The organism is Pseudomonas sp. HR1 (assembly GCF_030175875.1).
Lineage (GTDB): Bacteria > Pseudomonadota > Gammaproteobacteria > Pseudomonadales > Pseudomonadaceae > Chryseomonas > Chryseomonas oryzihabitans.
In genome coordinates this window covers 1028591-1042728 of the sequence record NZ_JASNRF010000001.1, presented here as the reverse complement: position 1 = coordinate 1042728, position 14138 = coordinate 1028591, and the positions used below count along the sequence as shown (strand labels likewise).

Here is a 14138-nt window from a genome sequence, read left to right as displayed (position 1 = left end):
TTACTCGGCCATCGAAGAGGTCGGGGCTGGGTTCTTTGCGGGAGGAACGGGATCATATCCGCCTGAGTGCCAGGGATGGCACCGGCACAGTCGCCGTGTGGTCAGCCAGCCACCACGCAGCAGCCCGTGGCGCTCGATGGCTTCGAGGGCGTAACCGGAACAGGTCGGATAGAAACGACAGTGACTGGCCATCATGGGGCTGATGGCGTAACGGTAGAAGCGAATCAGCAGCAGGGCCGGTTTACGCATGAGCACCGTCGGGACTGTCGATTGGGTGGGCAACGGTCTTGCTCGCCTGGCGATTGAGACGTTTCCACAGTTGCAGCAGCTGATCGTGCAATTCGGGATTGTCGACTTCGCCAAGTCCCTTGCGGGCGACGAAGACCAGATCGAAGCTGCCCAGGCGGTCCTGATTCAGACGGAAGGAATCCCGGATGACCCGCTTGATGCGATTGCGCTCGACAGAAAGCTTGACGCTCTTCTTGCCGATGACCAGCCCGAGGCGGGAATGGTCGAGCCCATTGGCATGGGCGAGCAGCAGCAGGTGCTTGCCGGATGCCTTGTGGGTGGGAGAGTCAAAGACCGCTTGGAACTGTTGGGAGCTCAGTAAGCGCCTGTCCCGACCGAAACCCTGACTCACCACCTGACCGGGCAATCAGATCGCCAGACGCTTGCGGCCTTTGGCACGGCGACGGGACAGAACCTGACGGCCGTTCTTGGTTGCCATACGAGCACGGAAACCGTGGACACGGGCGCGCTTCAGGGTGCTGGGTTGGAAGGTGCGTTTCATGGACTTTTACCTAGGTGAAAGCGGCAAGGCATGAGTGCCCCGCGCAAAGAGACCGGCGATTCTAGAGAAAGCCTCGGTACAGGTCAATTTCCAACCAGCACCGGCTGACAGGAGACCGCGCAAATAAAATCAACAGGTCAGAAGGTTTTAAAAGACTGTTGAAGTGAATATGTATGGTGCAGCGGATTTCTGTGGATAGATTGTGCCAGGCCAGACGGGCTCTGACCGGAGCGGGAACGGAAAGTCTGTTTTCAACAGGTGCAGTTCGGGTGCTCTGCCTGCTGAGAGGCTGTGGATAAGCAAGGCTGTTACGCACAGCAGGATTATCCACAGCGAAAAGCCTCGGGATGTCCAGAGAGTTCAGACGGCGTTATCCACAGAGCTGACGGTCGTGCGTCCGCCCGTTGCCTTCGTGACGGCTATCTGTTGGGAAACTGCGCGGTCATGTGGATAACCCGGGTGGGGAGGGATACAATGGGCGTTTGCTCATGGCCCGTCCGGGCCGCTCCAGTTCTTGGGAGACGCTGTGTCGGTCGAACTCTGGCAACGTTGCGTGGATGTGCTGCGCGACGAGCTGCCTTCGCAACAATTCAATACCTGGATCCGGCCACTGCAGGTGGAAGCGGAAGGGGATGAGCTGCGGGTGTTCGCGCCCAATCGCTTCGTGCTCGACTGGGTCAACGAGAAGTACCTGAGCCGCATCCTCGAATTGCTCGAGGAACATGCCGACGACGGCATCGCCCCGGTGCTGTCCCTGTTGATCGGCAGCAAGCGCAGCAACAAGCCGCGTCCGGCGCAGACGCCAAGCAGCCAGAGCACCCCGCTGCCTCCTCCCGTGCAGGCTCCGCAACCGATCCAGTCGGACATCGTCACCGCGGGCGTCGCCCTGGAAGACGTGACCGCGGAACTGGCCGAGGCCGACGAGCCGGCGGTCAAGACCGAACGCACCGTGCAGGTAGAGGGTGCGCTCAAGCACACCAGCTACCTGAATCGCACCTTCACCTTCGAGAACTTCGTCGAGGGCAAGTCCAACCAGCTGGCCCGCGCCGCGGCCTGGCAGGTGGCGGACAATCCCAAGCACGGCTACAACCCGCTCTTCCTTTATGGGGGCGTGGGTCTGGGTAAGACCCACCTGATGCACGCGGTGGGCAACCACCTGCTCAAGCGCAATCCGAACGCCAAGATCGTCTATCTGCATTCGGAGCGCTTCGTCGCCGACATGGTCAAGGCGCTGCAGCTCAACGCCATCAACGAATTCAAGCGCTTCTACCGCTCGGTGGATGCGCTGCTGATCGACGACATCCAGTTCTTCGCCCGCAAGGAGCGTTCGCAGGAAGAGTTTTTCCACACCTTTAATGCCCTGCTCGAAGGTGGACAACAGGTGATCCTCACCAGCGACCGCTATCCCAAGGAGATCGACGGCCTGGAAGAGCGCCTCAAGTCGCGCTTCGGCTGGGGTCTCACCGTGGCGGTGGAGCCCCCGGAGCTGGAAACGCGGGTGGCGATCCTGATGAAGAAGGCCGACCAGGCCAAGGTCGACCTGCCCCACGACGCCGCCTTCTTTATCGCCCAGCGCATCCGCTCCAACGTGCGGGAACTGGAAGGCGCGCTCAAGCGGGTGATCGCCCATGCCCACTTCATGGGCCGCGAAATCACCATCGAGCTGATCCGCGAATCGCTCAAGGATCTCCTGGCACTGCAGGACAAGCTGGTCAGCATCGACAACATCCAGCGCACCGCGGCCGAGTACTACAAGATCAAGATCGCCGATCTGCTGTCCAAACGCCGCTCGCGTTCGGTGGCCCGGCCGCGGCAGGTCGCCATGGCGCTGTCCAAGGAGCTGACCAACCACAGCCTGCCGGAAATCGGCGACGCCTTTGGCGGACGCGATCACACGACGGTGTTGCACGCCTGTCGCAAGATCGCCGAACTTCGGGAATCCGACGCGGATATCCGCGAGGATTACAAGAACCTGCTGCGTACCCTGACGACCTGACGGACGCGGCCCTGGCAAGGACCTGACCATGCATTTCACCATTCAACGCGAAGCCCTGTTGAAACCGCTGCAGCTGGTGGCCGGTGTCGTGGAACGTCGGCAAACGCTGCCGGTGCTGTCCAACGTACTCCTGGTCGTGGAAGGCCAGCGGCTGTCGCTGACCGGTACCGATCTGGAAGTCGAGCTGGTTGGCCGGGTCGATCTGGAAGAAGCCGCCGAAGCCGGCGAAATCACCGTTCCGGCGCGCAAGCTGATGGACATCTGCAAGAGCCTGCAGCCCGATGCGCTGATCGACATCCGCACCGAGGAGCAGAAGCTGCTGATCCGCGCCGGTCGCAGCCGTTTCACCCTGTCCACCCTGCCGGCCAACGACTTCCCCACCGTGGAGGAAGGTCCGGGGTCGCTGAAGTTCAGCATTCCCCAGGGGCGCCTGCGCCGCCTGATCGAGCGCACCGGCTTCGCCATGGCCCAGCAGGACGTGCGCTACTACCTCAACGGCATGCTGCTCGAAGCCAGCACCGGGCGCCTGCGCGCCGTGGCCACCGATGGTCACCGCCTGGCCATGTGCATGCTGGAAGCCGACGTCGACCAGGCCGAGAAGCACCAGGTCATCGTGCCGCGCAAGGGCATCCTGGAATTGTCGCGCCTGCTCACCGAACCGGAAGAGCCGGTCAACGTGGTGCTGGGCCAGCACCATATCCGCGCCACCACCGGGGACTTCACCTTTACCTCCAAGCTGGTGGACGGCAAGTTCCCCGACTATGAGCGCGTCCTGCCGCGGCATGGCGACAAGCTGGTGCTGGGCGAACGTCAGCACCTGCGCGAGGCGTTCAGCCGCACCGCCATTCTCTCCAACGAGAAGTACCGCGGTATCCGCCTGCAGCTGGAAAACGGCTTCATGAAGATCCAGGCCAACAACCCGGAGCAGGAAGAGGCCGAGGAAGAACTGCAGGTCGACTACGACGGCGGCAGCCTGGAGATCGGCTTCAACGTCAGCTACCTGCTCGACGTGCTCGGCGTGATGACCACCGACCAGGTGCGCATCACCCTGTCCGATTCCAGCAGCAGTGCGCTGTTGCAGGAGGCGGGCAACGACGATTCCTCCTATGTCGTGATGCCGATGCGCCTCTGATCGCCGCTCGATGACGCTGATCCGCTTCAACGCCGACCGCCTGCGCAATCTGCAGGCGGTCGCGCTTCAGCCCTCGCCCCGGGTCAACCTGCTGCACGGCGCCAACGGCAGCGGCAAGACCAGCCTGCTGGAAGCCATCCACCTGCTGGGCCTGGCCCGCTCCTTTCGCAGCACCAAGCTGGCGCCGGTCATCCAGCACGAGCAGGCCAGCTGCACGGTGTTCGGCCAGGTACGGCTGCCGGGGGGCCAGGACTGCAACCTGGGCATCCAGCGCGAGCGCGGCGGCGACTACCAGATCCGCATCAACGGCGAGAATGCCCGCAGTGCGGCGCAGCTGGCCGAGGTGCTGCCGCTGCAGCTGATCAACCCCGACGGCTTCCGGCTGCTCGAAGGCAGTCCCAAGATCAGACGGCAGTTTCTCGACTGGGGCGTGTTCCACGAGGAACAGCGTTTTCTGCCCCTATGGCAACGCCTGCAAAAGGCGCTCAGGCAGCGAAATCACTGGCTCAGACGTGGTAAAATCGACCCTGCGGCGCAGGCCGCCTGGGATCAGGAACTGGCCCTGGCCAGTGCCGAGATCGATGGCTTTCGCCAGGCCTATATCCAGCGCCTGAAACCGGAATTCACCGCGGTGCTGGCCGAGCTGATCCAGCTCGACGGCCTGACCCTGAGTTACTACCGCGGCTGGGACCGCGAGCGCGATCTGCGCGAGGTGCTGGCGGACAGCCTGCCGCGGGATCTGCAGCTGGGGCATACCCAGGCCGGTCCCCAGCGCGCCGACCTGCGGATCCGCATCGGCAATCACAACGCGGCGGACATCCTGTCGCGCGGCCAGCAGAAGCTGGTGGTGTGCGCACTGCGCATCGCCCAGGGGCGGCTGGTCAACCAGGTCAAGCGGGGCCAGTGCGTCTATCTCATCGACGACCTGCCCTCGGAACTGGACGAGGGACACCGGCTGGCCTTGTGCCGGCTGCTGGAGGCACTGGAGTGCCAAGTCTTCATCACCTGTGTCGAGCGCGAGACGCTACAGGCCGCCTGGCGGCCGGAGACAGAGGTCAGCGTGTTTCACGTGGAACACGGCCATATCAAGCAGACCCACACTAGCGGGAGCCAAGCATGAGCGAGACCAATACCTACGACTCTTCCAGCATCAAGGTGCTGAAGGGACTGGATGCCGTGCGCAAGCGCCCCGGCATGTACATCGGCGACACCGATGACGGCACCGGCCTGCACCACATGGTCTTCGAGGTGGTGGACAACTCCATCGACGAGGCCCTGGCCGGCTTCTGCAGCGAGATCAGCATCACCATCCACATGGACGAATCCATCACCGTGCGCGACAACGGTCGCGGCATCCCGGTGGATATCCACAAGGAAGAAGGCGTTTCCGCGGCCGAGGTCATCATGACCGTGCTGCACGCCGGCGGTAAGTTCGACGACAACACCTACAAGGTGTCCGGCGGCCTGCACGGCGTGGGTGTCTCGGTGGTGAACGCCCTGTCCGAAGAGCTGCGGCTGACCATTCGCCGCGCCGGCCAGGTGTGGGAGCAGGTCTATGTGCATGGCGTGCCCCAGGCGCCGCTGGCAGTGATCGGCGAGACCGACACCACCGGTACCCAGGTGCACTTCAAGCCGTCCGCCGAGACCTTCAGCAACATCCAGTTCAGCTGGGACATCCTGGCCAAGCGGATTCGCGAGCTGTCCTTCCTCAACTCCGGCGTCGGCATCGTCCTGCGCGACGAGCGCAGCGGCAAGGAAGAGCTGTTCAAGTACGAAGGCGGCCTGCGTGCCTTCGTCGACTACCTCAACACCAACAAGACCGCGGTGAACGAGGTGTTCCATTTCCAAGTGCAGCGCGACGACGATGGCGTCGGCGTGGAAGTGGCCCTGCAGTGGAACGACAGCTTCAACGAGAACATCCTCTGCTTCACCAACAACATTCCCCAGCGCGATGGCGGTACCCACCTGGCGGGCTTCCGCTCGGCACTGACGCGCAATCTGAACAACTACATCGAGGCCGAGGGTCTGGCCAAGAAGTTCAAGGTGGCCACCACCGGTGACGACGCCCGCGAAGGCCTGACCGCCATCATCTCGGTCAAGGTGCCGGATCCCAAGTTCTCCTCCCAGACCAAGGACAAGCTGGTCTCCTCCGAGGTGAAGACCGCTGTGGAGCAGGAGATGGGCAAGTACTTCTCCGACTTCCTGCTGGAGAATCCCAACGAAGCCAAGGCGGTGGTCGGCAAGATGATCGACGCGGCCCGGGCCCGGGAAGCGGCGCGCAAGGCGCGAGAGATGACCCGCCGCAAGGGCGCTCTGGACATCGCCGGTCTGCCCGGCAAGCTGGCGGACTGCCAGGAAAAGGACCCGGCGCTGTCCGAACTCTACATCGTGGAGGGTGACTCCGCCGGTGGTTCGGCCAAGCAGGGTCGCAACCGGCGCACCCAGGCGATCCTGCCGCTCAAGGGCAAGATCCTCAACGTCGAGAAGGCCCGCTTCGACAAGATGCTCTCCTCCCAGGAGGTGGGCACCCTGATCACCGCGCTGGGCTGCGGTATCGGTCGCGAAGAGTTCAACATCGACAAGCTGCGCTACCACAACATCATCATCATGACCGATGCTGACGTCGACGGTTCGCACATCCGTACCCTGCTGCTGACCTTCTTCTTCCGCCAGATGCCGCTGCTGATCGAGCGGGGCTACATCTACATCGCTCAGCCGCCGCTGTACAAGGTGAAGCGTGGCAAGCAGGAGCAGTACATCAAGGACGACGAGGCGATGGAGGAATACCTGACCCAGACCGCCCTCGAGGAAGCCAGCCTGCACGTCAACGAGAACGCCCCGGGCCTGTCCGGCGTGGAACTCGAGAAGCTGGTGAACAGCTATCGCCAGGTGATGAAGACCTTCAAGCGCCTGTCGCGCCTCTATCCGGCCGAGGTCAGCGAACACCTGCTGTACCTGCCCCGCGTGGGCGTGGAGCAGCTGGGTGACGAGGCGGCCATGCGCCAGTGGCTGGCCGGCCTGGAGACGCGCCTGAAGGCTGCCGAGCGCAATGGCACCACCTACACCCTCAGCCTGCGCGAAGACCGCGAGCGCGGCCTGTGGCTGCCGGAGGTCGAGACCCGTGCCCACGGCCTGTCCAGCTACGTCACCTTCAACCGGGATTTCTTCGGCAGCAACGATTACCGCCTGGTGACCGAGCTGGCCGCCCAGCTGGACAACCTGCTGGAGGAAGGCGCCTACGCCAAGCGCGGCGAACGCCGGCGCCCGGTCAGCACCTTCAAGGAAGCCTGGGAATGGCTGATGGTGGAGACCAGCAAGAGATTCAACATCCAGCGCTACAAGGGCCTGGGCGAGATGAATCCGGATCAGCTGTGGGAAACCACCATGGACCCGAACGTGCGCCGCATGCTGCAGGTGACCATCGAGGACGCCATCGCCGCCGATCAGATCTTCAATACGCTGATGGGCGATCAGGTGGAGCCGCGCCGCGACTTCATCGAGAGCAATGCCCTGGCCGTGTCGAACCTCGACGTCTGACCCTTCGGTTATGCACAAGCCCCGCCATGCGGGGCTTTTTTGTGGAAAACATTCTGCCTAGAGAGCCGCAGCGTTTCGTTCCCCGGGAGCGAACGCCGTTCATCTTATAGCCAGAGGTTTTGTGGATAGTTTTCCTCAGCCGCTTTTGATCACCACAGAAAATTTGCGTAAAGAGGCCGTGCCATGCGGCATAGAGACACAGGCTATAACGGACGATCCTGTGGATAAGCCTGGGAATAAGCTTGTCGGTACTTGTGGATGAAGACTCATCCGAGGTAGCGGGCCAAAATCCGCCCACACCGAAGGCTTGATCTGGCCTGTGGATAAGTCTGTGGGAAAAGGGCGGAAAAGGGGTGGAAACAGCCAGGCCTCGCGGCCTGGCGGTCAGGCTACGCAGCGCGGGCGGGACTGGCGTCGGGCTTGGTCGCCAGAGCCTGTTCGATGAAGGCGAAGCAGCGGGCATTGAGATCGACGATGGCGCGCGGATCCTGACCCTGGGGATGGAGCAGCGGACCGATGCTGACCTTGATGGTCCCCGGCGACTTGATCCAGGAGCGATTGGGCCAGTAGGCACCGGCGTCATGGGCGATGGGCAGGATGGGTACGTTCAGGCTGCAGGCCAGGGCGGCGCCACCGCGAGAGAACTTGCCCATCTGGCCGTGATCGATGCGGGTACCCTGGGGAAAGATCAGCACCCAGCAACCCTGGGCCAGGTAGCGACCGCCCTGCTCCGTCAGCTGCTGCAGGGCCAGCTTGCCGTTGTCACGGTCGATGGCGATCGGCTTGAGCAGCGAGAAGGCCCAGCCAAAGAAGGGGATCCGCAGCAATTCGCGCTTGATCACCTGGGAGGTGGGCTCGAACTGGGCGGACAGGAAAAAGGTTTCCCAGGTGCTCTGGTGGTTGGCCACGATCACGCAGGGCTGCGCCGGGACGTTTTCCAGGCCTTCGATCTCGTAGCGGATGCCGCAGATGACCTTGGCCAGCCAGACGGCGAAACCGGTCCAGGCCTTGACCACCAGCCGATAGCGGGCGCGATAGGCCAGGAAGGGCGCGATCAGCAGGCTGACGCAGGACCAGAGGATGCCGCTGGTTCCCAGCAGCACATAGAACAACAGGGTACGCAAGAGCCGCATCAGGGCGCTTCCTCGAGCAGATGATCAGCCACCGCGGCCAGGTCGGCGAAGACCCGGGTGCCGGCTGGCAAAGGCTTGGCCAGGGTGCGTTCACCCTTGCCGGTCCGCACCAGACAGGGTGTGCAGCCAAGGGCCACGCCGGCTTCCAGATCGCGCAGGCTGTCGCCCACCACCGGCACGCCGCTCAGGTCGGCACGGCCATAGTGGTGGGCGATGGCGCGAAACAGGCCGGGCAGCGGCTTGCGGCAGTCGCAGCCCGCTTCCGGGCCATGGGGGCAGTGCAGGATCAGGTCGACCCGACCGCCCTCCTCCGCCAGCAGCCGCTGCAGTTTCTCGTGCATGGCCGTCAGGTCGTCTTCCGTGAAGTAGCCGCGGGCCAGGCCGGACTGGTTGGTGGCCACGGCCACCTGCCAACCGGCCCGGTTCAGGCGAGCTATGGCGGCGAGGCTGCCGGGCAGCGGTTGCCACTGCTCGGCGCTGCGCACGTAGTCATCGGAATCGACATTGATGACGCCATCGCGATCCAGCACGATCAGCTTCATGCCCTAGCCCAGCACCGAGATGTCGGCGATGCCCAGGAACAGGCCACGCAGGTGGGCGAGCAGCGCATAGCGATTGGCGCGGACGCGCTCGTCCTCGGCGTTGACCAATACCTCGTCGAAGAAGGCATCCACCGGGGCGCGCAGGCTGGCCAGGCGCTCCAGGGCTTCGCGATAACGGCGAGCTTCGGCCAGGGGCGCGGCTTCCCGCTCGGCATCGGCGATGGCCGCGGCCAGGGTGCGCTCGGCGTCGGTCTCGAACAGGGTGGCATCGGCCTGGGTGGCGACCGTGCCCTCGAACTTGCCCAGCAGGTTGGAGACGCGCTTGTTGGCGGCGGCCAGGGCTTCGGCCTCGGGCAGGCGGCGGAAGGCCTGCACGGCCTGGACGCGCTGATCGAAGTCCAGCGCCGAAGCCGGGCGCAGGGCCCGCACGGCCAGGTAGGCGGCGGTGTCGACGCCTTCGTCCTCGTAGCGGGCACGCAGGCGGTCGAAGACGAAGTCCAGCACCTGCTCCTGCAGCCCCGCGGCCTTGACCCGCTCGCCGTAACCGGCGATGGCGAAGGCGACGGCGGCTGGCAGATCCAGCTCCAGACCTTTCTCGATGAGGATGCGCAGCACCCCCAGGGCCTGACGGCGCAGGGCGAAGGGGTCCTTGCTGCCGGTGGGCAGCATGCCGATGCCAAAGATGCCGACCAGGGTGTCGAGCTTGTCGGCCAGGGCCACGGCGGCCCCGGTCAGGGTCTGCGGCAATTCGGCGCCGGCGCCGCGCGGCATGTACTGCTCGTTGAGCGCCAGGGCCACATCATCGGCCTCGCCGCCCTTTTTGGCGTAGTAGTAGCCGGCGATGCCCTGCATCTCGGGGAATTCGCCGACCATCTCGGTGGCCAGGTCGCACTTGGCGAGCACACCGGCGCGGTGGGCGCGCTCGGCATCACCGCCGATGCGTTCGGCGATAAAGGCGGCCAGGGCGGCGACGCGCTGGGCCTTGTCGTAGACGGTGCCGAGCTGGGCCTGGAAGACCACGTTCTTGAGACGCTCGTTGAAGCTTTCCAGCGGCTGCTTCTGGTCCTGCTTGAAGAAGAACTCGGCGTCGGTGAGACGGGGGCGGACCACCTTCTCGTTGCCGCTGACGATCTGCGCCGGATCCTTGCTCTCCAGGTTGGCCACGGTGATGAAGCGCGGCAGGAGCTTGCCCTGGGCGTCCAGCAGGCAGAAGTACTTCTGGTTGTCCTGCATGGTGGTGATCAGGGCTTCCTGAGGCACCTCGAGGAAGCGTTCCTCGAAGGCGCAGACCAGCGGTACCGGCCATTCCACCAGGGCGGTCACCTCGTCCAGCAGCGCGAGCGGCACCACGGCGCTGCCCTGCTCCGCCGCGGCCAGTTCGGCCACGCGGGACTCGATCAGCTGACGCCGTTCGGCGAAGTCGGCCAGCACATGGGCGGCGCGCAGGTCGGCGGCGTAGTGGGCCGGGGCGCTGATGCGCACCGCCTCGGGATGATGGAAGCGGTGGCCGCGGGAGTCGCGGCCGGCGCGGCGGGTCAGGATCTCGCAGTCGATCACCTCGTCACCCAGCAGCATCACCAGCCACTGGGTGGGACGCACGAATTCCTCGCGGCGGGCGGCCCAGCGCATGCGCTTGGGAATCGGCAGCTCGGCCAGGGAGGCTTCGACGATGCCGGGCAGCAGGCTGGCCGCCGGTTGACCGGGAATGCTCTGGGAGAATCTCAGCTTGGGACCGCTGCGGTCGATGGCGCTGATGTCGACGCCACACTTGCGGGCGAAGCCCAGGGCCGCCTGGGTCGGCTGGCCATCGGCGCCAAAGGCGGCCTGGAGCGGCGGGCCGTCCAGGTTGACGCTACGCTCGGGCTGCTGGGTCTGCAGGGCTTCGACCAGCACCGCCAGACGGCGCGGCGCGGCATAGGCGCGGGCGCCGGCATAGCCGAGACCGGCCTGCTTGAGGCCCTTCTCGATGCCGGCGAGAAAGCTGTCGCCAAGGGTCTTGAGCGCCTTGGGTGGCAGTTCTTCGGTACCCAGTTCGACCAGGAAATCCAGAGTGGTGCTCATCATTCGCCCTCCTTGAGCAGCGCCTGGACATCGTCGCGACCCAAGACCTCGTCACGCAGCGCGGGGCTGGCCAGCGGGAAGCCCAGCCGGGCCCGGGCCTTGAAGTAGCCCTGGGCGACGCTGCGCGCCAGGGTGCGCACGCGCAGGATGTAGCGCTGGCGCTCGGTCACCGAGATGGCCCGGCGGGCGTCCAGCAGGTTGAAGGTGTGGGAGGCCTTGAGCACCATCTCGTAGGTGGGCAGCGGCAGGTCCAGGGCGATCAGGCGATTGGCCTCGGACTCGTAGAAGTCGAACAGTTCGAACAGCTTGGGCACATTGGCGTGCTCGAAGTTGTAGGTGCTCTGCTCCACCTCGTTCTGGTGGAAGACGTCGCCGTAGGTCACGGTGCCGAAGGGGCCGTCGGCCCAGATCAGGTCATAGACCGAATCCACGCCCTGCAGGTACATGGCCAGGCGCTCCAGGCCATAGGTGATCTCGCCGGTCACCGGATAGCACTCGAGACCGCCGGCCTGCTGGAAGTAGGTGAACTGGGTGACTTCCATGCCGTTGAGCCAGACTTCCCAGCCCAGACCCCAGGCGCCCAGGGTGGGCGATTCCCAGTTGTCCTCGACGAAGCGCACGTCGTGCACCAGCGGATCCAGGCCGATGGCGGCCAGGGAGCCGAGGTAGAGCTCCTGGAAGTTGTCCGGGTTGGGCTTCAAGACCACCTGGAACTGGTAGTAGTGCTGCAGGCGATTGGGGTTCTCGCCGTAGCGGCCGTCGGTGGGGCGGCGGCTGGGCTGCACATAGGCGGCGTTCCAGGTCTCGGGACCGATGGCGCGCAGGAAGGTGGCGGTGTGGAAGGTACCGGCGCCGACTTCCATGTCATAGGGCTGGAGTACCACGCAGCCCTGCTCGGCCCAGTATTGCTGCAAGGCCAGGATCAAGTCTTGGAAGGTGCGCACGGTGGGCTTGGACTGGCTCACGAAAAATACCCGTTCGGCTGCGACGAAAAGCCGGGGAGTATAGCCGAAAGCCGGGAGGGACCGCATGGGCTCGTAGGGCTGCCCGGCGGTATTTGGCGGGGATGGCCGGCTGCGCGCTTTATCGCGGCCATGGGCCGCTCCTACAAATACGGGTTGGCCTGTAGGAGCGGCCCATGGCCGCGATAAAGGTAGCTGCTCCTACGGTAGCAGCGCCTGCGGCCTGTTAGAAACGTGCGTTCAGAGCATTCGCCATGCTACCCATTCCAGAGGCGGTTATGACTCGCCTCCGCTGTCGGGCAATTGCGCTAAGGTGAGGCCTTCCCTCCTCGACCGAGTCTTCGCCATGCCGCGTTGCTTCTGGTGCACCGCCGATCCGTTGTACATCGAGTATCACGACCACGAGTGGGGCGTGCCCCAGCGCGATCCGGCGGTGCTCTTCGAATTCCTCCTGCTGGAGGGCTTCCAGGCCGGACTGTCGTGGATCACCGTGCTGAAGAAGCGCGAGCGCTATCGTCAGGTGCTGCATGGCTTCGATCCCAGGCGCCTGGCGCAACTGAGCGATGCCGAGATCGCGGTGCTGATGCAGGACCCGGGCATCATCCGCAATGGCGCCAAGCTGCGCGCCGCTCGTCAGAATGCCCAGGCCTGGTTGCGCCTCGAAGACCCTGCCGGCTGGCTGTGGTCCTTTGTCGGCGGTACTCCGCGCATCAATCGTTTCCGTGATCGTAGCGAGGTGCCGGCGATCACCCCGGAAGCCGAGGCCATGAGCAAGGCGCTCAAGCGGGCCGGTTTCACCTTTGTCGGGCCGACCATCTGCTATGCCTTCATGCAGGCCATGGGTCTGGTCATGGACCATACCCTCGACTGCGACCGCCATGGCGAATTGGCGTCTGCGTCGGCAGAGCTGCAGGAACAGTCGAATGTATAGCTGCCAGTTGGCGCGAACCTTACGCTTTCTTAACGTTTCCGGGGTCTGTAGACGGTAAACTGTCTGGGCATTCAGACAGGAGCCCCTCTTTTGGAAAGATTCAAAGGCGCGCTGATGATCGCCTTCCTGCGCCTTTTCGCCCTGCTGCCCTGGCCGCTGGTGCAGCGCCTGGGTGGATTCATCGGCTGGTGCATGTGGAAGCTGCCGACCCGCGCCAGCAAGGTCACCCGCATCAACCTCGCCCACTGTTTTCCCGAACTCGATGCCGCCGGTCTGGAACGGCTGTCGCGCGAGTGCCTGCGCGGCATCGGCAAGACCCTGACCGAAAGCGCCTGCGCCTGGATCTGGTCGCCGAAGCGTTCCTTGCGCCTGGTGCGCGAGGTGGAAGGGATGGACGTCCTGCAGGAAGCCCTGGCCTCCGGCGATGGCGTGGTGGGCATCACCAGCCACCTGGGCAACTGGGAGTTGCTCAACCACTTTTACTGCTCCCACGCCAAGCCGATCATCTTCTACCGGCCGCCCAAGCTCAAGGCGGTGGACGAGCTGCTCAAGCGCCAGCGGGTACAGCTGGGCAATCGGGTGGCGCCCTCCACCCCGGAAGGCATCATCAGCGTGATCAAGGAAGTCCGGCGCGGCGGCGCCGTGGGCATTCCGGCGGATCCCGAGCCGAGTCGCAGCGCCGGCCTCTTCGTGCCCTTCCTCGGCACCACCGCCCTGACCAGCAAGTTCGTGCCCTCGCTGCTGGCGCGCGGCAAGGCCCGCGGGGTGTTCTTCCATGCTGTGCGCCTGGCGGACGGCAGCGGCTACAAGGTGATCCTGGAAGCCGCGCCCGCGGCCATGTACGACCCGGATCCGGAGGTCTCGGTGGCCGCCATGAGCGAGGTGCTGGCCGGCTACGTGCGGCGCTATCCGACCCAGTACATGTGGAGCATGAAGAGATTCAAGAATCGCCCGGATGGCGAGGAGAAGTGGTACTAGGCCGCTTGCCAGCCCGGGTCATGCCCGGGCGCTGAACCTCGAGCGGTGGTCCCATGAGCTATCGCTCGGCGCTTCG

Annotated in this window: 13 protein-coding genes; 6 read left to right on the top strand and 7 right to left on the bottom strand. The window is 64.6% G+C overall.

All coding sequences use genetic code 11. From position 1 onward, the window contains the following. From yidD to rpmH, 3 genes are read right to left on the bottom strand one after another with little or no spacing between them, the layout of a single operon-like run. Positions 1–249 (bottom strand): membrane protein insertion efficiency factor YidD, encoded by a 249-nt coding sequence (gene yidD, locus QKY98_RS04725; RefSeq protein ID WP_007160132.1) that lies wholly within the window; start codon positions 247–249, stop codon positions 1–3. Then, the gene (gene rnpA / locus QKY98_RS04720; RefSeq protein ID WP_007160133.1) at positions 242–643 is read right to left on the bottom strand and encodes a ribonuclease P protein component; all 402 of its coding nucleotides are present in this window, start codon (positions 641–643) and stop codon (positions 242–244) included. Before rnpA ends, yidD begins: the two co-directional genes overlap by 8 nt. A 12-nt stretch (positions 644–655) precedes the next feature. Continuing rightward, positions 656–790, bottom strand: coding sequence for a 50S ribosomal protein L34 (gene rpmH / locus QKY98_RS04715; RefSeq protein ID WP_007160134.1), 135 nt, complete (start codon positions 788–790; stop codon positions 656–658). Positions 791–1316: 526 nt separating this feature from the next. On the opposite strand from rpmH, the gene dnaA reads away from it, so the two are divergent. Genes dnaA through gyrB form a run of 4 tightly spaced genes read left to right on the top strand, consistent with a single transcriptional unit; the run spans position 1317 to position 7455 of the window. After that, positions 1317–2786 carry a chromosomal replication initiator protein DnaA gene (gene dnaA, locus QKY98_RS04710; protein ID WP_150340264.1) on the top strand — a complete coding sequence of 490 codons (1470 nt, stop codon included), beginning with the start codon at positions 1317–1319 and terminating at the stop codon, positions 2784–2786. A 28-nt stretch (positions 2787–2814) separates the two neighbouring features. After that, positions 2815–3918 carry a DNA polymerase III subunit beta gene (gene dnaN, locus QKY98_RS04705; RefSeq protein ID WP_007160136.1) on the top strand — a complete coding sequence of 368 codons (1104 nt, stop codon included), beginning with the start codon at positions 2815–2817 and terminating at the stop codon, positions 3916–3918. A gap of 10 nt (positions 3919–3928) precedes the next feature. Next, positions 3929–5038 carry a DNA replication/repair protein RecF gene (gene recF, locus QKY98_RS04700; RefSeq protein WP_007160137.1) on the top strand — a complete coding sequence of 370 codons (1110 nt, stop codon included), beginning with the start codon at positions 3929–3931 and terminating at the stop codon, positions 5036–5038. Beyond that, a complete protein-coding gene (gene gyrB / locus QKY98_RS04695; RefSeq protein ID WP_284670423.1) occupies positions 5035–7455 on the top strand; it encodes a DNA topoisomerase (ATP-hydrolyzing) subunit B in 2421 nt (806 codons plus the stop codon). Before recF ends, gyrB begins: the two co-directional genes overlap by 4 nt. A 389-nt stretch (positions 7456–7844) precedes the next feature. Here gyrB and QKY98_RS04690 read toward each other — a convergent pair whose 3' ends face one another. The 4 genes from QKY98_RS04690 to glyQ are packed head-to-tail and all read right to left on the bottom strand — an operon-like array spanning position 7845 to position 12156. Continuing rightward, complete coding sequence (locus QKY98_RS04690; RefSeq protein ID WP_027598725.1) at positions 7845–8588, bottom strand: lysophospholipid acyltransferase family protein; 744 nt, start codon at positions 8586–8588, stop codon at positions 7845–7847. Next, the gene (gene gmhB, locus QKY98_RS04685) at positions 8588–9130 is read right to left on the bottom strand and encodes a D-glycero-beta-D-manno-heptose 1,7-bisphosphate 7-phosphatase (protein WP_027600506.1); all 543 of its coding nucleotides are present in this window, start codon (positions 9128–9130) and stop codon (positions 8588–8590) included. Before gmhB ends, QKY98_RS04690 begins: the two co-directional genes overlap by 1 nt. 3 nt (positions 9131–9133) lie before the next feature. Further along, a complete protein-coding gene (gene glyS, locus QKY98_RS04680) occupies positions 9134–11191 on the bottom strand; it encodes a glycine--tRNA ligase subunit beta (protein ID WP_278388513.1) in 2058 nt (685 codons plus the stop codon). Further along, entirely contained in the window at positions 11191–12156 is a 966-nt protein-coding gene (gene glyQ, locus QKY98_RS04675; protein WP_027598728.1) for a glycine--tRNA ligase subunit alpha, read from the bottom strand. The genes glyS and glyQ overlap by 1 nt, the downstream gene beginning before the upstream one ends. Positions 12157–12499: 343 nt before the next feature. On the opposite strand from glyQ, the gene QKY98_RS04670 reads away from it, so the two are divergent. Together QKY98_RS04670 and QKY98_RS04665 are read left to right on the top strand one after the other, a co-directional pair. Further along, positions 12500–13084, top strand: a complete 585-nt coding sequence (locus QKY98_RS04670) for a DNA-3-methyladenine glycosylase I (RefSeq protein WP_284670422.1) — start codon at positions 12500–12502, stop codon at positions 13082–13084. 90 nt (positions 13085–13174) lie between these two features. Then, complete coding sequence (locus tag QKY98_RS04665) at positions 13175–14062, top strand: lysophospholipid acyltransferase (RefSeq protein ID WP_077171230.1); 888 nt, start codon at positions 13175–13177, stop codon at positions 14060–14062. Positions 14063–14138: the final 76 nt, after the last annotated feature.